At 52.5% G+C, this 21,354-nt stretch carries 24 protein-coding genes and 1 riboswitch; of the genes, 8 read left to right on the top strand and 16 right to left on the bottom strand.

The window, feature by feature from the left end:
* Positions 1–58: 58 nt before the first annotated feature.
* The 11 genes from efpL to thiC all read right to left on the bottom strand — a co-directional run bounded on the left by efpL (position 59) and on the right by thiC (position 8,605).
* On the bottom strand, positions 59–631 hold the full coding sequence (efpL, locus tag IEX02_RS07335; RefSeq protein WP_188692524.1) for an elongation factor P-like protein EfpL: 573 nt from the start codon (positions 629–631) through the stop codon (positions 59–61).
* Positions 632–745: 114 nt separating this feature from the next.
* Positions 746–1,204 carry an energy transducer TonB gene (locus IEX02_RS07330; protein ID WP_188692521.1) on the bottom strand — a complete coding sequence of 153 codons (459 nt, stop codon included), beginning with the start codon at positions 1,202–1,204 and terminating at the stop codon, positions 746–748.
* A 199-nt stretch (positions 1,205–1,403) separates the two neighbouring features.
* Positions 1,404–1,772, bottom strand: coding sequence for a hypothetical protein (locus IEX02_RS07325; protein WP_188692518.1), 369 nt, complete (start codon positions 1,770–1,772; stop codon positions 1,404–1,406).
* A complete protein-coding gene (locus IEX02_RS07320) occupies positions 1,753–2,103 on the bottom strand; it encodes a VOC family protein (RefSeq protein WP_188692486.1) in 351 nt (116 codons plus the stop codon). Before IEX02_RS07320 ends, IEX02_RS07325 begins: the two co-directional genes overlap by 20 nt.
* Before the next feature lie 16 nt (positions 2,104–2,119).
* Positions 2,120–2,293, bottom strand: a complete 174-nt coding sequence (locus IEX02_RS07315) for a hypothetical protein (protein WP_188692483.1) — start codon at positions 2,291–2,293, stop codon at positions 2,120–2,122.
* Between the two features lie 71 nt (positions 2,294–2,364).
* Positions 2,365–3,483 carry a 2-iminoacetate synthase ThiH gene (gene thiH / locus IEX02_RS07310; protein ID WP_188692480.1) on the bottom strand — a complete coding sequence of 373 codons (1,119 nt, stop codon included), beginning with the start codon at positions 3,481–3,483 and terminating at the stop codon, positions 2,365–2,367.
* Positions 3,480–4,247 (bottom strand): thiazole synthase, encoded by a 768-nt coding sequence (locus tag IEX02_RS07305; protein ID WP_188692477.1) that lies wholly within the window; start codon positions 4,245–4,247, stop codon positions 3,480–3,482. The genes thiH and IEX02_RS07305 overlap by 4 nt, the downstream gene beginning before the upstream one ends.
* Before the next feature lies 1 nt (position 4,248).
* On the bottom strand, positions 4,249–4,449 hold the full coding sequence (gene thiS / locus IEX02_RS07300; protein WP_188692472.1) for a sulfur carrier protein ThiS: 201 nt from the start codon (positions 4,447–4,449) through the stop codon (positions 4,249–4,251).
* Positions 4,440–5,195 carry a HesA/MoeB/ThiF family protein gene (locus IEX02_RS07295; protein WP_188692471.1) on the bottom strand — a complete coding sequence of 252 codons (756 nt, stop codon included), beginning with the start codon at positions 5,193–5,195 and terminating at the stop codon, positions 4,440–4,442. Before IEX02_RS07295 ends, thiS begins: the two co-directional genes overlap by 10 nt.
* Entirely contained in the window at positions 5,188–6,666 is a 1,479-nt protein-coding gene (thiE, locus tag IEX02_RS07290; protein ID WP_188692468.1) for a thiamine phosphate synthase, read from the bottom strand. The genes IEX02_RS07295 and thiE overlap by 8 nt, the downstream gene beginning before the upstream one ends.
* A 1-nt stretch (position 6,667) precedes the next feature.
* A complete protein-coding gene (gene thiC, locus IEX02_RS07285; protein WP_188692467.1) occupies positions 6,668–8,605 on the bottom strand; it encodes a phosphomethylpyrimidine synthase ThiC in 1,938 nt (645 codons plus the stop codon).
* Positions 8,606–8,715: 110 nt separating this feature from the next.
* Positions 8,716–8,829, bottom strand: a riboswitch (TPP riboswitch).
* A 152-nt stretch (positions 8,830–8,981) separates the two neighbouring features.
* On the opposite strand from thiC, the gene IEX02_RS07280 reads away from it, so the two are divergent.
* Positions 8,982–9,470, top strand: coding sequence for a hypothetical protein (locus IEX02_RS07280; protein WP_188692464.1), 489 nt, complete (start codon positions 8,982–8,984; stop codon positions 9,468–9,470).
* Positions 9,471–9,641: 171 nt separating this feature from the next.
* Here IEX02_RS07280 and IEX02_RS07275 read toward each other — a convergent pair whose 3' ends face one another.
* The 3 genes from IEX02_RS07275 to IEX02_RS07265 form a co-directional block, all read right to left on the bottom strand.
* Positions 9,642–10,169, bottom strand: coding sequence for a YbhB/YbcL family Raf kinase inhibitor-like protein (locus tag IEX02_RS07275; RefSeq protein WP_188692461.1), 528 nt, complete (start codon positions 10,167–10,169; stop codon positions 9,642–9,644).
* Between the two features lie 93 nt (positions 10,170–10,262).
* Complete coding sequence (locus tag IEX02_RS07270) at positions 10,263–10,574, bottom strand: hypothetical protein (RefSeq protein WP_188692458.1); 312 nt, start codon at positions 10,572–10,574, stop codon at positions 10,263–10,265.
* Positions 10,575–10,975: 401 nt separating this feature from the next.
* Positions 10,976–12,226 (bottom strand): Zn-dependent hydrolase, encoded by a 1,251-nt coding sequence (locus IEX02_RS07265; RefSeq protein ID WP_229702133.1) that lies wholly within the window; start codon positions 12,224–12,226, stop codon positions 10,976–10,978.
* 104 nt (positions 12,227–12,330) lie between these two features.
* Between IEX02_RS07265 and IEX02_RS07260 the strand changes: the two genes are divergently transcribed.
* The 5 genes from IEX02_RS07260 (at position 12,331) to asnB (ending at position 17,473) form a co-directional block, all read left to right on the top strand.
* Positions 12,331–12,759 (top strand): hypothetical protein, encoded by a 429-nt coding sequence (locus tag IEX02_RS07260; protein ID WP_188692455.1) that lies wholly within the window; start codon positions 12,331–12,333, stop codon positions 12,757–12,759.
* Complete coding sequence (locus IEX02_RS07255; protein WP_188692453.1) at positions 12,752–14,182, top strand: sodium:solute symporter family transporter; 1,431 nt, start codon at positions 12,752–12,754, stop codon at positions 14,180–14,182. The genes IEX02_RS07260 and IEX02_RS07255 overlap by 8 nt, the downstream gene beginning before the upstream one ends.
* Complete coding sequence (locus IEX02_RS20465; protein ID WP_268237399.1) at positions 14,169–14,291, top strand: hypothetical protein; 123 nt, start codon at positions 14,169–14,171, stop codon at positions 14,289–14,291. Before IEX02_RS07255 ends, IEX02_RS20465 begins: the two co-directional genes overlap by 14 nt.
* The gene (locus tag IEX02_RS07250) at positions 14,285–15,358 is read left to right on the top strand and encodes an aspartate/ornithine carbamoyltransferase family protein (RefSeq protein ID WP_188692451.1); all 1,074 of its coding nucleotides are present in this window, start codon (positions 14,285–14,287) and stop codon (positions 15,356–15,358) included. The genes IEX02_RS20465 and IEX02_RS07250 overlap by 7 nt, the downstream gene beginning before the upstream one ends.
* 105 nt (positions 15,359–15,463) lie before the next feature.
* The gene (gene asnB, locus IEX02_RS07245; RefSeq protein ID WP_188692446.1) at positions 15,464–17,473 is read left to right on the top strand and encodes an asparagine synthase (glutamine-hydrolyzing); all 2,010 of its coding nucleotides are present in this window, start codon (positions 15,464–15,466) and stop codon (positions 17,471–17,473) included.
* Positions 17,474–17,523: 50 nt separating this feature from the next.
* Here asnB and hemW read toward each other — a convergent pair whose 3' ends face one another.
* Together hemW and rdgB are read right to left on the bottom strand one after the other, a co-directional pair.
* A complete protein-coding gene (gene hemW, locus IEX02_RS07240) occupies positions 17,524–18,666 on the bottom strand; it encodes a radical SAM family heme chaperone HemW (RefSeq protein ID WP_188694047.1) in 1,143 nt (380 codons plus the stop codon).
* Between the two features lie 7 nt (positions 18,667–18,673).
* On the bottom strand, positions 18,674–19,276 hold the full coding sequence (gene rdgB, locus IEX02_RS07235; RefSeq protein WP_188692443.1) for an RdgB/HAM1 family non-canonical purine NTP pyrophosphatase: 603 nt from the start codon (positions 19,274–19,276) through the stop codon (positions 18,674–18,676).
* 89 nt (positions 19,277–19,365) lie between these two features.
* Here rdgB and IEX02_RS07230 point away from each other — a divergent pair, with 89 nt between their 5' ends.
* Positions 19,366–20,436, top strand: coding sequence for an energy transducer TonB (locus IEX02_RS07230; RefSeq protein ID WP_188692441.1), 1,071 nt, complete (start codon positions 19,366–19,368; stop codon positions 20,434–20,436).
* Positions 20,437–20,457: 21 nt separating this feature from the next.
* Positions 20,458–21,354, top strand: coding sequence for a histone deacetylase family protein (locus tag IEX02_RS07225; protein WP_188692439.1), 897 nt, complete (start codon positions 20,458–20,460; stop codon positions 21,352–21,354).

The following is a 21,354-nucleotide window of genomic DNA, read 5'->3' as shown; positions in this document are numbered from 1 at the left end:
CAGTGCTATATGCAAAAAGCCCGGCAACGCCGGGCTTCTTCGTATTAGGCAACAAAGCTTATCGATCCGCGCGCCCTTGAAACTTGCGCTCTTCAATATTTACACGGATCCAATCACCGGTGGCGACATATTCGGGGACTTGTACCACCAGGCCGGTGGAGCACTTGGCTGGTTTGGTGCGCGAGGTGGCTGAGGCACCTTTAATGGAAGGGTCGGTTTCTACGACTTCCAATTCCACGCTAATAGGCAGGTCCAGTGCAACGGGCACGTCGCTGACGATCAATACCTGAATACCGTCGGTTTCTTCATTGATAAACAGAATCTCTTCGGCAATGGCATCTTTGTTCAGGTTGTAAGGGGTGTAGTCTTCCTTATCCAGGAACACATACTCGTCACCGTCAATATAAGAAAACATGGCCTGACGACGCACCAGATCAGCCAGTTGTAGCATATCGGAATCTTTAAAGGTTTCGTCAAATTTGGCACCACTGACCACATCGTACATACGCATACGGTAGATGCTGCCGCCTGCACGGCCCTGGGGCACAGAACGTTCGATATCACGAACGATACAGGTTTTGTTGTTATAAACGATGGTGGCGTTCTTTTTGATTTCACTTGCTTTTGGCATTGCTATGTCCTGAGTGCAAACTGGGCCAATAAAGACGGTATTTTAATCCATCTATAGGCGGCTGAATATGGAATATTGCCAGTGTGAGCATGGGAATGCTGGCACCTAGTTGGGCTAAAAGCGCCTGTTATGCTGATAACCGCAGTTTTCCTCGGCCTCGGCGAGGTTTTTAGCGCCCTCAACCATAAAGTCCAGTTGAGTCTGAGTAAAAACCGGCTGACGTTGGCTATTGTTAGCGCCAGGGCCCCAGCGCCACTGACTCAAGGCTTGGGCGGCTTTTTGATCAAATACCCCTGGTGGATAGGATGCTACTACTTTATAACCTTCTGGTTGCCCCTGCGTATTAATGCCGAATGCCAATTTAACACAGCCTGACAGACCGTCTTTGGCGGCAGAAACTGGATAACTAGGGTAAGTATGCTTACTTATCTGCCAATAAGGGCTTTCCGGCTTAAGGCTTTGTTCGGCGGTCAGATCCAGGTAGGGTAGGCCATTATCCTGTTCTGGTGCCAGCTCCGTGGTGGATTGGCAGGCGCTTAAGCCCATCAACGCACATAAAAGGACTGCTCTCATTCTTTGTCTCCCTGACAATGGCGAACTGCGACTAAGGTTTTCTAAGCACTGACATTACCAGTTGAGCATACAATACACAATTTGCTTGATAGGCATTATGATGTGGTTTTGATTGCGCTTGTGCGCAATGTATCAAGGGCATGTCCGCGCCATCAGTTTATGTTTTACCTGGGCATACAAGCGGGGCGCTTTTGTTGTCTTAGTGTGTAGCGACAGTCTGCTCGCACATGGCTTTGCTGGCCGGTTCGCAGCCTTCCAGACACATAATCTTGCCTTGGTCGTTACGTTCGGCGCCGCCACCCTGAGTGGTTGAACACCAGGTCTGCATATTCTGATCAATACGACACTGTCCCTTGCCGCACAGCACTTCCCCCATGCGGTCGCGAATGGCTTCACCGTCTTTAAAAGCTGAGCAAAATACCTGGCCGGATGAATCCCGAGCACAACTGCCTTTGCCACAGATCACATCGCCTTCGGCATCCTTTAAGCAGTCGGCCTGTACGCCGCTAGCCATGAGCCCTAAGGCCAGGAACAGTGGCACTGCTACCTTATTCAGACCAGACCGCATATTCATTCTCGCTCGGATCGATAAAGTGAAAACGCCGGCCACCGGGAAAGGTGAAGATGGGTTGACTAATTCTGCCGCCAGCTTGCTCGACGGCATTTTGGGTCGCGATAAGATCCTGACTGTATAACACCATCAAAAGACTGCCGCTGGCCACAGACATAGAGGCATCAGCCCGGTAAAAGCCGCCGTCCATACCGCCGTTGGTAAAGCAGCTGTAGTCGGGCCCATAGTCAACAAACTGCCAGCCAAACACGGCTTTAAAAAAGGCGCGGGTGGCTTCGAGATCTTTGGCGGGTAACTCCAGATAATTGATTTTATGATGTTCCTTCACCTTGTTCCCCTATGCGTTATTCGCTGCGCAGTATGGCGGCTATTTCTTCTTCCATCACTCTGGCGGCTTGCTGCCTGGCAATGGATAAGAAGGGTGAACCTGCTTCCCATACTTGTTCGATCACTTCATGATTGCGTTTGAACTTTTGCTCGGTATCTTGCAAGGCAATGATCATCTGTTCTTTAGTCATGGCGTTTCCTGAAGGTGTAGTGCAGTTTTTCAGAAATTCTCTAAAGGTTTAGCATACATCCAAGCATCATTTTATAAAATCTTAGAATAGCCTTTTTCCCAATCCTTCCAAACCGGTTGCATACCGGCATTTTGTACTGCTACTGCGACGTCCTGTGGCGCTCTGCTATCGTCAATCTCAAATTGCTCAAGAGCTTGGTTGGCCTGGGCGTAGCCGCCGGGTTGGGTGCTGGAGCCGGCGCTTAAACTGGTGATACCTATGGGGAAAAGTTTGTCACGAAATTGTGCCGACTCGCGGGTGGAAAGACTGAGTTCCACCTCGCCGTCCAGTAACCGATAAGCGCAGATCAGTTGTACCAACTGACGGTCACTCATTTGGGTTTTATCCACCAGGCCGCCGGAGCAGGGTCTGAGGCGAGGAAAGGACAGCGAATAGCGGCTGCGCCAGTAGGTCTTTTGCAGGTATTTCAAATGCAGGGCGGCGAAAAAACTGTCGGTGCGCCAGTCATCCAAGCCAATCAGTACCCCCAATCCCATCTTATCTATCCCGGCCCGGCCCAAGCGCTCCGGGGTGTCCAGGCGCCAGTCAAAGTCCATCTTTTTGCCTTTCAGATGATGCTTGGCATAAGTGCGCCGCCGGTAGGTTTCCTGATAAACCAGCACGGCATCCAGACCCAGTTGGCATAGTTCGCGGTATTCGGCTTCGGCCAGCGGCTGCACCTCCATGGTCAGGTAGCTGAAATGGCGCTTGATAATTGGCAGGGCCTGGCGAAAATAGTCCATGCCCACTTTAGTTTCATGCTCGCCTGTGACCAGCAGCAAAGAATCAAACCCCATGGCTTTGATGGCCAGACACTCGGCTTCGATTTCGTCCAGGCTGAGGGTTTTGCGTTTGAGCTTATTGCTCATGGAAAACCCGCAGTAGGTGCAGTCGTTGGCACACAGATTCGACAAGTACAAGGGAATGTAAAATTGCAGCGTATTGCCAAAGCGCTGGCGGGTCAGACGATAAGACTGCTGCGCCATTTCTTCCAAAAAGGCGTCGCCAGCCGGTGAAATCAAGGCCATAAAGTCCTGTAAATCCCGCTTGGATTTGCTCAGGGCACGGCGCACATCCGCTTCGGTGCAGGCATTAATTTGCAGGGTAACGTCATCAAAGTCCCAGTTTTCAAGCAAGGCGGCAAAGCTCATAAGTGCTCCAGAAAACCGGTCAGGGGGCTGGATGCCTCGGCATTTTTTTGCACGCTGCCAAGGCCAGCTTCAAAGGCGGTGCGCCCGGCACTCACTGCTTGTTTGAAAGCCCGCCCCATGGCTACAGGGTTAGGGGAGACGGCAATGGCGGTATTAACCAGCACCGCATCCACGCCCATTTCCATGGCCTGAGCAGCATGACTGGGGGCGCCGATACCGGCATCGACAATCACCGACACCTGGCTTTGCTCAACAATGATGTCGAGAAAGTCTTTGCTTAGCAGGCCGCGGTTAGAGCCAATCGGTGCTCCCAGGGGCATAACCGCAGCGCAGCCAACTTCCTGCAAACGCATACATAACACCGGATCGGCGCCGCAATAGGGCAGCACAATAAAGCCTTCTTTGACCAGTTGTTCGGCTGCTTTAAGGGTTTCGATAGGATCCGGTAGCAGGTAGCGCTGATCCGGGTGGATTTCCAGCTTAAGCCAGTTTGTGCCCAGGGCTTCGCGGGCCAGGCGGGCGGCAAAAACGGCTTCTTCGGCGGTTTTGGCCCCTGAGGTATTAGGTAATAAGCGTACCCCCAGCTCTTGCAGGGGGGCGAGAATATCGTCTTTGTTTTGCACCAGATCCAGCCGTTTCAGGGCCAGGGTGACCAGTTCGGTGCCGCTGGCAGATAGCGCTGCCTGCATGCTTTGCCCGCTGGCAAACTTGCCGGTACCGGTAATCAAACGGGAAGAAAATTGCGTATTGGCAATAGTGAGCATATTAACCTCCGGCCACCACTTTAAATAAGGTTATGCGATCAGCATCCTGTAGCCGGGTTTGTGACCACTGACTTTTGCTAACCACCTGGGCATTGACCGCCACCGCCACGCCAAGGGCAGGCTGTTTAAGAGCCTCTAATAACTCACTGACCGTCAGCCCTTGGGCAAATTGCTGCGGCGTATCGTTGATAATCAGTTGCATGGCTGGTCTCCACATACAGGACAATGGGGGTCTTTGTTCAGCCCCAGGCTTTGCCATTGGTGCACTTTGGCATCAAAGAGTTTTAACTGGCCAAAGGGCACGTTTCCGGCGCCGGTTAGGTATTTAATCGCTTCTAATGCCTGCATCAGGCCGACAATGCCCACCACCGGGCCAACAACACCGCTATTGGCACAGTTCATCGGCGGGCTCTGCTCTGGATGATAAAGACAGCGATAGCAGCCGTGCGACTGCGCCGGTTCAAGGGCCAGAAACTGGCCTTCAAAACGAATGGCCGCACCTACCAACAGTGGCACGCCAGCCTGATAACAGGCCGCGTTAATAGCCTGGCGGCTGGCCATATTGTCGGTGCAATCCAATACCAGTTGGCAATGGCTTATCTGAACTGCCAGGTTGCTTGCATCCAGGTTTTGTTCAAAAGCTTCAATATCGATATGTGGATTGATGCAAGCCAGACGGCGCTTGGCTTGCTCTGCCTTGTTGTAACCAATACTAAAACTGTCGAATAGGGGTTGGCGATGCAGGTTGGTAACATCCACTTTATCGCCATCTGCCAGCAGCAGTTTTCCCACCCCGGCACCGGCCAGATAATGGGCGGCAACACTGCCAAGCCCGCCCAGGCCGATGATCAGCACTTTGGCTTGCTTAAGCCTTTGCTGACCGGCTTCTTCAATGTCTTCCAACATTAAATGCCGGCTGTAGCGCATAAAATCCTGATCGTTAAGCATTTTGCCACCTTGCCAGTAAATCTCTGACCACCTGTTCGGGGTTGCTGGCCTCGGTAATGGCCGTCACCATCGCAATGCTACCTACGCCGGTGCTGGCTACAGCCTCAACCCGCTCCAGGCTTATCCCGCCTATCGCCACGCTCGGCGTGCCGTTTACCAAATCTACATAGTGGCGCAAACGTGTCAGTCCTTGAGGTTTGGATGGCATATCTTTGGTGCGGGTGGGAAAAATATGGCCCAAGGCGATATAGGATGGTTTCAGGGCTCGTGCGCGCTGAATTTCTGCATAGCCATGGGTGGAAATACCCAGCCGCAAACCTGCCTGATAAATAGCTGCAAGGTCAGCCTGCTGTAGGTCTTCCTGACCCAAATGCACACCATAGGCACCAAGCTTGATGGCCAGTTGCCAGTGATCATTGATAAACAATCGGGCATTGGCTTGTTTGCCAAGGGCTACGGCTTGGGCGATTTGTTCTTCAAGCTCAGGTGTAAGCGCCTGCTTGATGCGAAGCTGCAGGGTGCGTACCCCCCAGCCAAGCAGCTTTTCTACCCATGCAAGACTATCAACCACCGGGTACAGGCCAAGGCTTTGGCTGTCCACCGGGGTAAAGCCACTGTGCTGCCAGGGGGTATCAGCTAGCAGACTGAAGGCCGGGAAATCCTCTGCCCGCACCGGCCAGCCCAAATGAGCGACCGGCCCTGGTCCCTGGCCAAGCGGTACGGCACCTTTCAGACCCTGATTGATATAGGCTTTGGCAATGCATATGGCATCGTCCATAGGGTAATCCAGACAAAGGACGGTGGCGATGGCACTGGCAAAAGTGCAGCCGGTGCCGTGGCCGTGGGGCGTATCGACACGTGAGCTGGTAAAACGCCATTGTTTGGTCGGGCTTAGGTACCAGTCCTGGCACTCCTCACCCGTCCAGTGCAGATGCCCGCCTTTGACCAATACCGCGCCTGCACCTTGTTTCAGCAGCACATTGGCCGCCACCGCCAGGCTGGTAGCGTCTGTTGGCTCGATGCCGGTCAGCAGGGCCAGCTCATTGGCATTGGGGGTAATCAGGTCAAGCAGCCTTAGCAGTGGTGCACAGTCCGCTAGTTGCAGGGCCGCCAACTGCGAGCCACAACTGGCCCTTGCCACCGGATCCCAGATAATCAGCGGGGCCTTGGGCTGCTGCTTCATCCAGTGCAGAAACTCGGCCAGAGCCGCTATTTGACTGGCATCGCCGAGCATGCCGATTTTCACCGCGCCGGGCCATAAGTCTGATGCCAGTGCATTTAGCTGATTGCTCAGCACCTCCAATGGCACGGCTTGTACTTGCGTTACCGCCACCGAGTTTTGTGCGGTAATGGCACTTACCACAGTGCAGCCGTGGCCACCCAAGGCCTGCACTGTGAGTAAATCGGCCTGCACCCCAGCGCCGCCACCGGAGTCAGAGCCTCCGATGCACCAAATTATTGGCTTTGCCATATCAGACACTCGCTTTGGATTTGGCCGGGTGGTAAAGCTCACTGCCACTTTGCTTAAAGGCTTCAGACATTTGCTGCATACCCAGTTGCATGCTTTCCTGCTCGCCGTTAAGGCCGGTCAGTTTAATCGCGGCCTGCTCCTGGGCCGCGGCATAGTCACGCACTTCCTGGGTGATCTTCATGGAGCAGAATTTGGGCCCGCACATTGAACAGAAATGGGCGACTTTACCTGACTCCTGCGGCAAGGTTTCATCGTGGTAGGCGCGGGCGGTTTCAGGATCCAGCGCCAGGTTAAACTGGTCTTCCCAGCGAAACTCAAAACGCGCCTTGGACATGGCATTGTCGCGAATTTGCGCGCCGGGGTGGCCCTTGGCCAAGTCTGCCGCATGAGCCGCAATCTTGTAGGTGATCAAACCCTGTTTCACGTCTTCCTTATTGGGCAAGCCCAGGTGTTCTTTAGGCGTGACGTAGCAAAGCATGGCACAGCCAAACCAGCCAATCATGGCCGCACCAATGCCCGAGGTGAAATGGTCGTAGCCGGGGGCGATATCTGTGGTCAGGGGGCCCAGAGTATAAAACGGCGCTTCATGGCAATGCTCAAGCTGCTCGGTCATATTCTCTTTGATAAGCTGCATGGGCACATGGCCGGGGCCTTCTATCATCACCTGCACATCATATTCCCAGGCGATTTTGGTTAACTCGCCTAAGGTGCGCAGCTCGGCAAATTGGGCTTCGTCGTTAGCGTCATACACCGAGCCTGGACGCAGGCCGTCGCCTAATGACAAGGACACATCATAAGCCGCGCACAGCTCACAAATCTCACGGAAATGGGTGTAGAGGAAGTTCTCCTGGTGATGGCTTAAACACCATTTGGCCATAATCGAGCCGCCGCGCGACACAATACCGGTCAGGCGTTTGGCGGTCATGGGTACATAGCGAAGCAGCACACCGGCGTGGATAGTAAAGTAATCCACCCCTTGCTCTGCCTGCTCTAGCAGGGTGTCGCGAAATACCTCCCAGGTCAGGTTTTCGGCAATGCCATTAACCTTTTCCAGCGCCTGATAAATTGGCACAGTGCCGATAGGCACCGGGCTGTTACGCAAAATCCATTCGCGGGTTTCGTGAATATTACGGCCGGTGGACAAGTCCATCACCGTATCGGCGCCCCAACGCGTGGACCACACCAGCTTTTCCACTTCTTCTTCAATGGAGGAAGTAACCGCCGAGTTACCGATATTAGCGTTTACTTTAACCAGAAAATTACGGCCGATAATCATCGGCTCAGATTCCGGGTGATTGATATTGGCTGGGATAATGGCGCGGCCTTCGGCCACCTCACGGCGGACAAATTCCGCAGTGATATTGTCAGGCAGGTTGGCGCCAAAATGCTCGCCTTTATGCTGGCGGTTCAGCAGTTCACTTTTGACCCGCTCGCGGCCCATGTTTTCACGTATGGCGATGTATTCCATTTCAGGGGTGATCACCCCGGCGCGGGCGTAATGCAATTGGGTAACACATTTGCCGGGCTTGGCGCGACGTGACTGGTGCTTGAGTTCAAAGCGCAGGTCATCCAGGCTGATATCGGCGGCGCGGGCCTTGGCATAGCTTGATGAGCTTTGCGCCAGGGTTTCGGTGTCTTCACGCTCCAGGATCCAGTTTTGTCTCACATGCTGAAGGCCTTGGCGCACATCAATGGGGGCATCCACATCGCCGTAAGGGCCGGAGGCATCGTATACGGGGACGGCTTCGTTGGGTTCGTACACCGGCTGCTCTTTGCTGCCGCCCACTAAGGTATCGGCTAATTGAATTTCGCGCATGGCGACGCGCAGGTCGGCACGGCTGCCTTGCAGGTAAATTCGCTTGGAGTTGGGGTAGTGCTGGCCCTGCAACTGGTCTAAAAATTCCTGGGCCTGGTTACGTAATTCGCGTCTGGTTGACATAGCATTCTCGCTTATTCAGATGGCTGAAATGCTTGTCAGGAGTGTTGCAAAGAATAACGCCGGTTGGATCTTTCCCCCTGATTGACTGGGGATAAGGCGGCCTGAAGCCCGGGCGTTACGCTCTTGTTCCCTTCGCAGGTATTAGCCTGATCAGGTTCAACGGATCCCGCATTTGCGGTCTCAGCTCGCCCGGTAAACCGGACTGAGCACTCCGACAAGATATAAACTGTTGTCAGTATAAGGTCAGAAAATCCTTAATTGCAACAGGGGGATATGCTGGTGGCTATCAGATTGTAGCGGGCTGCTATAACAATTTTGCTGATAGTTATGGCTTAGTCTAGGCTGGACTCGCAGACAAATTTCAAGGAGGAGACTAATGTCAGCCACATCATTTCAGCCACAATGGCGGGCTAAGCCATTAAGCACAGTATTACTCTTTATGTGCTTTTCTTGCAGCGCCACAGATATTACGGATTCTGCGCATGTGGCAGGAATGGAACTGCAATTAGCCAGTGCTAAGGACAAGTGTGAGTTGCGTGTTCTGCAAGATGCTGAACTCAAGATTTTGTCTCTTAAGCCTGAGCCTCCGTGTTTCTTTCTACGTCGCGGCGCAGATGAACCGCAGCGCTTTAGCTATCCCAAGGTCAATATCGATTATGTGCTTTTGGTCGCGGGCAGCGCATTGAACGAGCGACAGAGAACACTGTGGAATCTGCCTGAAGATATGCAATGCGGCAGTATGCGACAAGGTGTATTGGTTAAGGCGGGACAAATTGAAATCACGCCCTCAGTTATCAAGGACAGCGTGGCTTGTAAAAATACCGGGGCTGACGAAAAAGATTTCTGGGCCTTCGCCCACCTATAATCAAGGGAATGTTTCGTTCCTTCAATGCCGCTGTCGGCGCTACCCTTGATAGACGCATTTGTATCCTGCTAACCCATCAAGGTGGCGCCTACGCTTTGCTGGGCTTAAGCCCAACCCCTTAATGGGGCGGGCTTACACAGCATCTCTTTACACTCAGACTCGCCAGTTGCCTCAGCGCACGTAAGTGGCAGTTAAGGTTGCCTTCGCCAGAGCTTTACTATTCAGGGTATAGCCGACGATGGCCGGGGAAATATCCAGCGGAAAATCGAGCTTTTCATCCGGCAGAGCCCAGATGGTGAACTGGTATCTGTGCATACCATGCCCAACAGGCGGGCAGGCACCACCAAAACCGGGCTGACCGTAATCGGTGCGGGTTTCCAGCACCTTATCCAATTTGCCGGATGCACCGCGTGGCAGGCTGTGCGTATCGGCAGGAATATTCAGTGCCAGCCAATGCCACCAACCGCTGCCGGTCGGTGCATCGGGATCGTAGACAGTAATGGCAAAACTTTTGGTCCCAGCCGGTGCATCTTTCCAGGCCAGGGCCGGTGATTGATTGTCACCGTCGCATCCAAAGCCTGAATATTCAAAGGTTTTGGCCATACGTTGGCCTTCTTGAATATCCTCACTGGTGATTTCCAACGCAAAGAGCGGCATCGACAACAGCAAGGAAATGGCGAGAGATGCAGTTTTGTACATAAGTCATCCTTGTGGAACATGGAACTGGGCATTAAACCATAGAGCTTAAAGCGGCCCAATGCCACGTCAATCTGTTGTTAACTGACGGGCCATTCAATAGGATGGGGTGGTATTGCAATGTCTTTTATATGACAGGTGTGTGCCCAGCCAAATCCCATAGCCATAAAGACAGGCCGCCACGGACCATACCAGAGCGATGAGGGGAATTTCTGTACTATGAATATCCAGTATGGCGAGCAGTAATGCGATAAAAATAGAAAAGGAAATCAGGCCCCACTTGACCAACCCTTCAAACAGAATAAAGCGTAACGCGCCCTTATCTCTGATGTTTTGCCACTGGCGAACTTCTTCAAAATCCCAGTAATGATACTTGGAATTATATTTAATAAAGAGATCTTTCAACACTGCTTACTTTCCTTAGAAAAAACTCTTCCGTATTTATTATTGTATTAGCAATAGAACCCTGATTAGCGATGTCATGATTCGCGCCGCAGGGCCATCTGTACACTTAGTAGACTGCGAGTTAAATCAGCCTTCTGTATATTTTTCAGGCAAATCCTAGCCGAGCAAGCTTACCTAAATCAACGTTAATTATTTATTTTTTATGACACCGATTACAGCTCTAAAATATTCCTATATTTCATGGGTATAGAAAATAAAACCATAGTCTTAGTTTTCTATTTTTATGGCTCTCTGCTTGTTTTATTTCTTCAGTGATTACTGGTTTTAACGGCTAAGTTGAGCTGGAAGGTATAAATTGATAGGTATTCTCAAAAATACGCTCTTCAGCCCATTAATGCGGGTGATTATTTTTTGCCCGAGGCAAAAGCCATTGCCGTTTGTAGTAATAGATTGGCGCCGGTATGTACATCTTGCCAATGGGTCCATTCATCGGGCGCGTGACTAATGCCTCCCACGCTAGGCACAAAAATCATTCCGGTTGGGGTGATTTTGGCCATATATTGAGCGTCATGCCCAGCCCCACTCGGCATTACCTGATACGCCAGCCCCATATGGTCGGCCTGATGGCAGAAAGCCTGAATAACCTCATTCGACATGGCTTGCGGCTCCAGCCAACTCATCTGTTCAAATTCAAACATCAGATTATGTTTGCGGGCGATGCTGGACAGTACCCGACGGCAAGCATCCGCCAGGTTGCGCATGGTTTGTGGGTCGGTGTCGCGCCCCACCAAGGTGAACTCAGCCTCGCCGGGTACGGTGTGGGCGTAGCCGGGTTTGAGTTCTACCCGGCCTACGGTTAAGCGGCTTTTATCAGACCCTTCCTCGTTAATAATGCGTGGGATTTCATGGGCAAAATCGGCCAGTCCCATAAACGCGTCACTGCGCATATCCATGGGGGCTGTGCCAGCATGGTTGGCTTTGCCAATTAGTCTGACCAGCCATTTATAAACGCCGGAGATGGCTTCCACTACACCTATTGGTTTGCCTATTCGTTCTAGCACCGGACCTTGTTCGATATGCAGCTCCAGAAAGGCTCGAAAATGTGTTGGGTCAACCCGGGCATTAAGCGCCTCGACAGCATTCAGGCCACAACTGGCCATCTCGTCTTTAAGATAGATATGGCTGGCATCATGGGCGGTTTCAAGCCAATCTGGGGTAAGCTCGCCTGTGATGGCCTGTACCCCCATCATGCCACCAAAACGTCCTTCTTCTTCGGCAAAAGCATAGACTTCCAGTGGGTATTGATAAGTCTGGCCGCTATCGCGCAGCACTCGCATACATTCCAGGCCGGCCAGCACGCCTAAGGTGCCATCGAACATCCCCCCTGCAGGTACCGAGTCGATATGTGAGCCGATAGCGATCACGGGCTTGTCACAATTTGCCTGCATACTGCCTATAACATTCCCTGCGCTGTCCATATGGGCAGAAAATCCTTCGTCTTCAAACTTTTTGATTAACCACTGTCTGGCCTGCATATCTGCCGGGGTAAAGCCGAGCCGAAATATACCTTTTGACTCAAGGTCGTATCCAATATGGGAAAGCTCAAGTAGATCGTTCTGAAGTCTGCTCAGGTTGGTCTGCATCTTGTGACTCATGGACTGTCCTTATGGCTGTGTGTATTTCAGGCGATATTGGGTATTTTGTTTCGTGTACTAATAAATGTTAGCATGCCCTTTAATGAATAAGCAGAGGGGACGTCATGAGGGCGATCCGTACGCTTCTCCTGGGATTGTTGGCATTGGTGTGCACACCGGTTATCGCTACACAGTCTCTGGAATCCAGGGAAGGTTACTTTGTACTGGAATTTAGTGACTACAGTGCCAGCTATGACAGCTTGGAGGTGGTGCGTTTGGTGGAAGGTGAGCCAGATGCACAAAGTCTTCAGCAATTTAATGTCAGTGGTCAACGCCAGGCGACCCTGTCAGGGTTTGCCAATGGCCAATATCGGGTGCGACTGCTGGATAGCAGTGGCAGCGAGCCACCCGTCAAGTTAGCCAGGGTGTCGGTTAAGCACCGTTCCTTGTATCAGGCGCTGGCCTTGTTTGTGGTGGGACTGGCGGCATTTTCTATGCTGGTCGGGATATTAATGGGGTTTGTACGCAAGGAACGAGACAACCAGTATGCTTGAAGCCCAGCTAGATTCAGGTTTGGCGCTGGCTATCCTGATAGGCTTTGGCCTGTTGTGGGTGGCCTTTGGTTGGTATCTGGGACGCAACAACCGCAGTATTGATGACTATGCGCTGGCTGGGCGCAATGTGGGTTTTGCCTTTGCCACGGCAACGGCCATGGCGACTTGGATCACCAGTAACACCACACTGGTGGCACCACAACTGGCCTATCAGTTTGGTGTCTGGGGCATGATTGGCTACAGCATGGCCGCCCTTGGCTTGATTCTGTTTGCGCCCATGGCGGCGCGGATTAAATCCTTAATGCCACACGGCTTTACCAGCGGCGACTTTATTCGCACTCGCTTTGGCCCTAACGCCTGGGCCGTGTTTATGCTTATCTCGCTATTTTACGCTATGGGCTGGCTGGTTAGTCTGGGCATGGCGGGAGGCATTTTACTCTCCTCACTGAGTGATCTGGATTATCACACCGGCATGACCGCCATTTTGCTTATCTGCGTGGTGTATACCTTGCTCGGTGGATTAAAGGCGGTCATCGCTACGGACTTTGTGCAGTCTATTCTTATTCTGGTTGGCGTGGTGGTTATCGCCTGGTTTTGTATCGACAAGGTCGGTATCAGCCAAATCCATCAAAATGTCACTAATTTTCAGCCAGAGCTCCTCAATCTGGCTTTCCCCGCCGCAATTATGTTTTTGTTTAACAACATCTTTTTCGGCATCGGTGAAATCTTCCATTCCAATGTTTGGTGGTCCAGGGCCTTTGCCTTTAAGGGTGGGGTGGGCAAGAAAGCCTTTTTGACCGGTGGTTTGCTTTGGCTACCTATTCCTATTGTAACTGGCTTTGTAGCCCTGGCGGCATTGTCACTGAATATCTTGCCGCCGAGCGCCGACATGGTGGGGCCGCTGGTGGCTGCCAAGTTACTGGGAGGCATTGGTGCGGTGTTTGTATTTGTGGTGGTGTTCTCGGCGCTGGCGTCCAGTATGGACAGCTTGTTGGCGGCCACCTCAGATCTGATTACCCAAGATGGGTATAAACGTCTGATGAATCCCAAGGCTGACAGTGATCGCTTGTTAAAGGTCAACAAACGCATTGTCATTGGTCTTGGGGCCCTGACCTGGCTGTTATGTCTGCCCAAGGTGGCGACCCTGGGCGCGCTGTTAAATTTCACCGGCGCTTTTGTGGCCTCCGCCATCTGGCCGATTCTATTTGGTCTGTATCATCCGGCGTTGACTGGCCGCTTTGCTACGGCCGCCATGAGTCTGGGCATTTTGTGCGGCCTGACTTTGTATTTTGTGATTGGCTTTTATGTGGCGGCCATCAGTGCGGCGTTGGTGTCGTTGCTGATTTGTCTGGCTGGGGTGTACTGGGCCCCAGGCCATTTTGACTGGCGCGCCTTCAAGGAGGCTGAGCATGTATCTGAGTGAAACATTTCTAAGCTTGCTGGTATGGGTAGCCCTGATTGGCAGTGCCCTGGCACCGGTGATTTTATTATTGCTTTATCAGCGCGATCTCAAGGATAAGAACCTATGGTAGATCCTAAACTGGAACAGGTTGTTCAGTTTGAGCGCCGTCGCCCCGATGTTCAGGGCGACGCGCATCCGAAAAAACTGCTGCGTGCCATCATTGAAGATGGGGATCATCTGGCTAAACTTGCCAGTCAGCATATTTACTCGTCGGATCAATTTGACCGACCTACGCTGCTACAACTGTTTCGCTTGGCTGCCAAATATGAAGCCAATCCTGACAGATTCAGCAGTTCGCTGAATGGGCAGATCCTGATCTCTGCCTTCTATGAGCCCAGTACCCGTACCCGCTTGTCATTTGAAAGCGCCTGGCATCGTCTGGGCGGCGACATTATGTCTATTACCGACCGCTCTACTACCGGTATTGCCAAGGGTGAGTCGTTAATGGATGTGGCCGAGATGTTTAACAACTACGGCGATTGTGTGGTGCTGCGTGATTCTCAGGAGTCGTCGGTGCGGGAAATGATGGAAGCACTGCGCATTCCCATTATTAATGCCGGTAACGGTACCGATGAGCACCCCACCCAGGCACTGGCGGACTTATACACCATTTTTAAGTGGCGGCCAGATTTACTCACCGACACCCCAGGAGCGCCGTTAAATCTCTGTTTGGTTGGCTTTCCGGCCAAGATGCGCACGGTGCGCAGCCTGCTTAAGCTGCTATGTTATTTCCCGGAAGTGTTCTCCACTGTGACTGTGGTCAATGACAAGAGCTGTAGCGATATGTTCGCCCCTGGTCAGCTTGAGCAGCTAGAGCAGTTTGGCTTAACAGTTAATACCTCGGATGATCTCGAACAGGTGCTGCCAGACGCCGATGTGGTGTATATCAATGCCATTTCCTGGGAAGGGGATTCTTTTAAGCAGTATGGCAAAAAGTACCATCTGGATGCGTCCTCGCCGCTTAAAGAAGACGCCATTATCCTGCACCCCTTGGCGAGGGGCGAAGAGCTCAGCACCGACCTGGATGGTACGCACCACAATTGGTATTTCTCGCAGGCCAGAGGTGCGGTGTTTTTGCGTATGGCCTTGCTGACCTGTTTGGTGAAGCGGGCCGAGCGGGTGTTGGATGTTATCTAGTTGACCCGGACCTGCGGCTTTCTGCCAGCGGTCCTGAGTCGCTACGCAAAAGCGTGGTTTTGCTTCGCTCGTTTTTCCAAGCCCGAAACTAAGTAAGGAGTATATATGTGTGGAATAGCAGGCATTTTTGCTGCCCGGCCCGAACAGGAAGTGGACTCGCAGGTGTTGGTCAATATGGCCGCCATTATGCACCACCGCGGACCGGACAATTATGGCTATTGCAACCCGGCCGGTGTTGGCATGGGAATGAGTCATGCCAGGCTGTCCATTATTGATTTAAATGAAAACCGCGGTCGCCAACCTTTCTTCTTGCATGGCGGCCAGATTATCTTTGCCCACAATGGCGAGTTCTACGATTATCAGCGCTTGCGTGGCGAGTTGACCGCCGAGGGCGAGCACTTCGAGAGTAAAAGCGACTCTGAGATTGTGCCACATCTCTATCTGCGTCTGGGGATGGAAAAAACCTTAACACACTTGCGTGGTGAGTTCGCTTTTGCCCTGTTTGATGAGCAGCAAGATTGCTTATATCTGGTGCGGGATCGTTTTGGGATCAAACCCTTGTACTGGACCGAAGTGAACGGCCAGATTGTGTTTGGCTCCGAAGTCAAAACCGTGCTGGCCCATCCAGAGGTTAAACCGCAAATTGATAGCCAGGGCCTGTTCCACCAATTAATTCAGGTCATGGTACCCGGCACCACGGCGTTTAAAGGCGTGAACCAGGTTGAACCCGGGCATATGCTGAAAATTCAGCGCCGCGATGGCCAGTTTGAGATTGAAACCTGCAAATACTGGGATATGGACTTTCCCATTCCTGAAAACCGCCCACGGTTGGATGATGAAAGCTATATCCAGGGCGTACGTCGTCATTTACTCGACGCGGTGCAACTGCGTTTAAATGCCGATGTGCCGGTGGGCTGTTATTTATCCGGCGGTATCGACTCCTGCTCTATTTTAGGATTGGCGTCGGCGGTGAGCCAGAGCCCTATTCGCGCCTTTACGATCAGTTTTGATAACGACGAATATGACGAGGCCAGCATCGCCACAGAAATGGCCCATGCCACCGGTGCTGAGCAGGATATTCTCAAGCTTAATGCGGATCTGCTGTACGACAACTTTGCCCGCACTATCTGGCATACCGAGCGCACCATTTACAACACCCTGGCGGTCGCCAAGCTGATGATGAGCCAGCATGTACGACATGTGGACTACAAAGTGGTGCTGACCGGCGAAGGCTCGGATGAATTGTTTGCCGGCTATCCGGCATTTCGCAAAGATATGTTTCTGCATGGTATGGAAGGGCTGGACAAGCAGCAGGCCGAAGAATGGCAACGTACTTTGATGGAGTCCAACAAGTTGTTTCAGGGCGCCATGTTGCCCAAAGATGAGTATGTATCGGACAGCATTAATGCCAAGGTGGGCTTTACCCCAAGCTGCCTGCAACCCTGGCTGGGCTGCTCCGATTTGGCCAGGCAACTCTTGCACCCGGCCATTCGTGACGAGTTAAGCGGTTATGAGCCTGGTGAGGCGATTGCCGAGCGCTTGGATGACAACTATCTGCAGGGCAGACACCCGCTGGATAAGGCCCAATATGTATGGATAAAAACCATGCTGGAAGGTCAGATCCTAACCTGGGGCGGCGACAGGGTGGATATGGCTAACTCCATGGAAGCCAGGCCAGCCTTTTTAGATCATCATCTTGCCGAGTATGCCGCCACTATTCCACCCGAGCTTAGGATCCGTGGCAGCAAGGAAAAGTACGTATTGCGCGAGGCCATGAAAGGCTTATTGCCTACCGTACTGTATGAGCGTCAGAAGTTCGCCTTTATGGCGCCGCCGGCCCACACCGACGATAAAAAGTGGCAAAAACTCAAAGGCCTGTTTGCTCGCTATGCGTCGCCAGCACAACTGCAAGAGGCTGGATTAATTGATGCAGACTTTGTTGCTGAGCTGATGTCCCGTCAGGAGAGTTCGGCCACCGATGCGGCAGACAAAGTACAGATTGATGCGGTACTTAACCATGTGCTGGGTGTGATGCTGCTGCATCATCATTTTATTCAGCAGGATGTCAGCCAATTGGCTTACGACCGGGCTCAGCAGCTCGGTTGGGTGGTTTAACTTATTGAATAAAGCCCGCCTGTTAAGCAGGCGGGCTTTGGCGCTTTGATTTAAACCAGCATTTCCAGCAGGCTGTTCAGATAGCGGCGGCCTTTCTCCGTGACCTGCCAGCTTTGCTGGGTTTGGGTGATAAGTCCCATCTCGGTAGCTCGTGCTAACTTATCGGCAATACCGTATTGATGCAGGGCCAGACCGGTGAAGCGGCTGTATTCCTCAATAGGGCAGGGCTCTACCAGACGCAGACGGTTCATCAGAAATTCAAAGGGACGGTCTTCGTCCAGCACCTGATGTTGCTGATCCAGATAGGCTTTTGACAGATCCATATAGCCTTTGGGGTGTTTCACCTTCACCGTGCGAGTGATAGTACCGGCCTGACTGTCGGTGATCTTGCCGTGCGCGCCGCAGCCGATGCCTAGATAATCACCAAAGCGCCAATAGTTAAGATTGTGCTGGCACTGATGGCCTGGCTGACTGTAGCCGGAGATTTCATATTGCGAATAACCGGCGGCTTGGAGCAGGGCATGGCCCTGCTGCTGGATGTCCCACAGCACATCGTCATCGGGCAATACCGGCGGCTTGGAAGCAAACTGGGTATTGGGCTCTATGGTCAGTTGATACCATGACAAATGTGGGGGCTGCTGGGCTATGGCTTGTTTAAGATCGGCCAGGGCATCCGCCAGGCTCTGATCCGGTAAACCGTGCATTAAGTCCAGGTTAAAGCTGCGTAGTCCCGCCTGGTGGGCATAACCCGCGGCATTTTGCGCTTGGCGGCTGTCATGAATACGCCCCAGGGCCTGAAGTTTGTCGGCCTGAAAACTCTGCACGCCGATAGAAATACGGTTAACACCGGCCTGACGAAAACCAATAAATTTTTCGCTTTCTACCGTGCCAGGGTTGGCTTCAAGAGTAATTTCCGCCTCGCTTTGCAGGTTAACCCTGGCTTGCACGCCGCTGAGTATCCGTTGAATTCCCTCGGCGCTAAACAGGCTGGGGGTACCGCCACCAAAGAAAATACTGGTAACCGGCCTGTCGCCTACTTGTTTGGCATCCTCGGCCAGATCATCAAGCAGATGACTGATATATTCCGCTTCCGGCAGATGCTGTTTTTGCCCGTGGCTGTTGAAGTCACAATACGGGCATTTCTGTACGCACCAGGGAATATGGATGTACAGCGACAGCGGCGGGGCTTGCAGGCTGAATTCAGACAAGGGCAGCTTCCAGTTGGGGGAGTAACTGTTTAAGCGCCTGGGCACGATGGCTTAACTGGTTTTTAACCTCAGCGGGCAGTTCCGCGCTGGTACAACCTTGCTCGGGAACCCAAAATACCGGGTCATAGCCAAAACCACCTGAGCCTGCGGGCGCGCGGGTAATGCTACCCTGCCACTGCCCCTGACAAATAATCGGGGTTGGGTCTTCGCCGTGGCGCAGCCACACCAGCACACAAATAAAGCGTGCGGTGCGTTTATCATCACTGACATCCTGCATGGCCTGCAGCAGCTTTTGCAGGTTGGCGGTATCGCCAGCGCCTTGTCCGGCGTAGCGGGCCGAATAGATACCCGGTGCACCGCCTAAGGCGTCTACGGCTAAACCCGAATCGTCGGCGATGGCCGGTAAGCCGGTAATACGTGCGGCATGACGGGCCTTGAGAATGGCGTTTTCAACAAAACTTAAGCCGGTTTCATCGGCATCTTCTACACCAAATTCGCTTTGCACACGAATATCCACATTCAGGGGCGAGAGCATCTTCGCCAGTTCTTTTACCTTGCCCGGATTGCCGGTGGCCATTACCCACGTTTGTTGCATTGATTTATTTCGATTCGCTGGAAAGCCCTTAGTTTATCAGACTACAATCCAGGTTCAGGAATAGATCGAATATTAAAAGGATTTTAATTATGCGTTTTGCCGCTTGTCTTTTGTTTTTGCCGCTATTGACCCAAGCCCACGCCCAGCCTCAGGATGTTGCTCAGCAGCTTCGTGAGGTGGTGGAAGCTATGCCACTGGAGCGTGTGCACCCCAAATACCCCCCTGATCAAGCTCGCAGCGGTCGTGAAGGCTGGGTGGAAATGAGTTACGTGATTGAACCCGACGGCACGGTCAGTAACGCCATCATTGAAGACTCATCCGGTAATAAAGGCTTGGAGCGCAGTGCCATTAAAGCCATTGAGCAATGGGTCTACAGGCCAGCCACCGAAAATGGTCAGCCGGTACAGCAGTGTGAATCCCGGGTACGCTTCTCTTTTCGACTGGCCAATGGCGCTGACGGTGTCACCCGTAAATTCAGACGCCAAATCAAAGAGGGCTTGAGCTTGCTGGAAGCAGGTAAGCTCGATGAGGTGCAGAGCATGTTGGTTGATATGGAGCAGCAGGAACAATGGAACCTGCTGGAAGATGCCTGGTACAACATGCTGAAGGCCAGTTACCATGAAAGGGAAAGTCAGCCTCTTAAGCAATATCAAGCTTTGCATCGGGCGTTATCCGGTACAGAGGATACCTTGCCGAAAAACATGCAAAAGGGCCTGTTGCAGAAAAAATTACAGCTTGAGATTCAGCTTAACCGCTATGCCGACAGCAAGAATAGCTTTGAGCGACTACAAGAACTGGACAAAGAAGGTAAGGCCACGGCTTTGTTTGCCCCTTATATGGAAAAAGTTGAGATGCGTATTGCCGGTGCTGAGATTATTGGGCTGGATGGCCGGATCTCAGAAGACAAGCCCTGGCGCCACAAACTTGCTCGCCCGGCGTTTTCCATAACTCAGGTTAATGGGCAGTTGGACAAACTGGATGTTCGTTGTAAGCTGCGCCGCATTACCTTTAGCATCGAGCCTGACACTGTGTGGCAGGTACCGGCCAAATGGGGTCAATGCCATGTCTATGTCTATGGTGAAGAAGGCGCTGTCTTTACCTTACTTGAGCTACCCGACGAACTGCCCAGCGACTGGGCGGTGCATGCTCCGGCAGCTTGAGAAAGCAGCAGGGGGATACCTGTGATCCCCCTGGTTTTTCATCCTATTTATAGCCAATTGAACCTGCCGGTTCGCCACCGTTTCCCTATTGAAAAATACCAGTCTATCCGTGATGCCCTGCAGAACATGGGCGTGCCTGATAGCTGGTTTTTTACTCCCCAGCCCTTGGATGTCAAAGCCTTGGAGCCGGTGTTTTGCGCCGAGTACCTACAGCAATTGCAATCCGGCACCTTAGCGCCGCAAGCCATGCGCCGTATCGGCTTTCCCTGGTCAGCGCAACTGGTGCGCCGCACACTTACCGCCAGTGGTGGTACAGTGCTCACCGCCAGACTTGCCCTTGAGCATGGCAAGGCCATCAACCTGACCGGCGGCTACCATCATGCCTTTGCCGACTTTGGCTCTGGCTTTTGTATGATTAACGATTTATATCTGGCAGCGCTGGAAATGCTCTCAAACCCCGGCATAGATAAAGTGCTGATAGTGGACTGTGATGTGCATCAGGGCGACGGCACCGCTAAGCTGGCGGAGCAGGATGAGCAGATTATTACCTTGTCACTGCATGGTGAGAAAAACTTTCCCCATCGCAAACAAGTCTCAGATATGGATTTTCCTTTGCCAAAGGGCACAGAAGATGCGGCCTATTTAGAGGTGCTGGACAGTGCTTTGATGCTGGCGCTGAATATCCACCGGCCCGATGCGGTGATATACGATGCTGGGGTGGATGTGCATATTAATGATGACTTGGGCCATCTGCATATCAGCACCGACGGGGTGTTTCAGCGCGACTGTTTAGTGTTTAACATTTGCCAGCAACTCGGACTGCCAGTAGCCGCGGTGATTGGCGGCGGCTATCAGCGGGATATGGCGGCCCTGACCGAAGTGCATTTACAGCTGTTTCGGGCCGCAGGGGTATATTGA

Origin of the sequence: Bowmanella pacifica (assembly GCF_014645355.1) — a bacterium.
Lineage (GTDB): Bacteria > Pseudomonadota > Gammaproteobacteria > Enterobacterales > Alteromonadaceae > Bowmanella > Bowmanella pacifica.
The sequence above is the reverse complement of the archived record's forward strand: the minus strand, read 5'-3'. Positions and strand labels throughout refer to the sequence as shown.

Bases quoted from the DNA above. Each gene is read 5' to 3' on its own strand.
- efpL (WP_188692524.1), bottom strand. From the start codon at position 631: ATGCCAAAAGCAAGTGAAATCAAAAAGAACGCCACCATCGTTTATAAC.
- IEX02_RS07330 (WP_188692521.1), bottom strand. From the start codon at position 1,204: ATGAGAGCAGTCCTTTTATGTGCGTTGATGGGCTTAAGCGCCTGCCAA.
- IEX02_RS07325 (WP_188692518.1), bottom strand. From the start codon at position 1,772: ATGCGGTCTGGTCTGAATAAGGTAGCAGTGCCACTGTTCCTGGCCTTA.
- IEX02_RS07315 (WP_188692483.1), bottom strand. From the start codon at position 2,293: ATGACTAAAGAACAGATGATCATTGCCTTGCAAGATACCGAGCAAAAG.
- thiH (WP_188692480.1), bottom strand. From the start codon at position 3,483: ATGAGCTTTGCCGCCTTGCTTGAAAACTGGGACTTTGATGACGTTACC.
- IEX02_RS07305 (WP_188692477.1), bottom strand. From the start codon at position 4,247: ATGCTCACTATTGCCAATACGCAATTTTCTTCCCGTTTGATTACCGGT.
- thiS (WP_188692472.1), bottom strand. From the start codon at position 4,449: ATGCAACTGATTATCAACGATACGCCGCAGCAATTTGCCCAAGGGCTG.
- IEX02_RS07295 (WP_188692471.1), bottom strand. From the start codon at position 5,195: ATGCTTAACGATCAGGATTTTATGCGCTACAGCCGGCATTTAATGTTG.
- thiE (WP_188692468.1), bottom strand. From the start codon at position 6,666: ATGGCAAAGCCAATAATTTGGTGCATCGGAGGCTCTGACTCCGGTGGC.
- thiC (WP_188692467.1), bottom strand. From the start codon at position 8,605: ATGTCAACCAGACGCGAATTACGTAACCAGGCCCAGGAATTTTTAGAC.
- IEX02_RS07280 (WP_188692464.1), top strand. From the start codon at position 8,982: ATGTCAGCCACATCATTTCAGCCACAATGGCGGGCTAAGCCATTAAGC.
- IEX02_RS07275 (WP_188692461.1), bottom strand. From the start codon at position 10,169: ATGTACAAAACTGCATCTCTCGCCATTTCCTTGCTGTTGTCGATGCCG.
- IEX02_RS07265 (WP_229702133.1), bottom strand. From the start codon at position 12,226: ATGAGTCACAAGATGCAGACCAACCTGAGCAGACTTCAGAACGATCTA.
- IEX02_RS07260 (WP_188692455.1), top strand. From the start codon at position 12,331: ATGAGGGCGATCCGTACGCTTCTCCTGGGATTGTTGGCATTGGTGTGC.
- IEX02_RS07255 (WP_188692453.1), top strand. From the start codon at position 12,752: ATGCTTGAAGCCCAGCTAGATTCAGGTTTGGCGCTGGCTATCCTGATA.
- IEX02_RS20465 (WP_268237399.1), top strand. From the start codon at position 14,169: ATGTATCTGAGTGAAACATTTCTAAGCTTGCTGGTATGGGTAGCCCTG.
- IEX02_RS07250 (WP_188692451.1), top strand. From the start codon at position 14,285: ATGGTAGATCCTAAACTGGAACAGGTTGTTCAGTTTGAGCGCCGTCGC.
- asnB (WP_188692446.1), top strand. From the start codon at position 15,464: ATGTGTGGAATAGCAGGCATTTTTGCTGCCCGGCCCGAACAGGAAGTG.
- rdgB (WP_188692443.1), bottom strand. From the start codon at position 19,276: ATGCAACAAACGTGGGTAATGGCCACCGGCAATCCGGGCAAGGTAAAA.
- IEX02_RS07230 (WP_188692441.1), top strand. From the start codon at position 19,366: ATGCGTTTTGCCGCTTGTCTTTTGTTTTTGCCGCTATTGACCCAAGCC.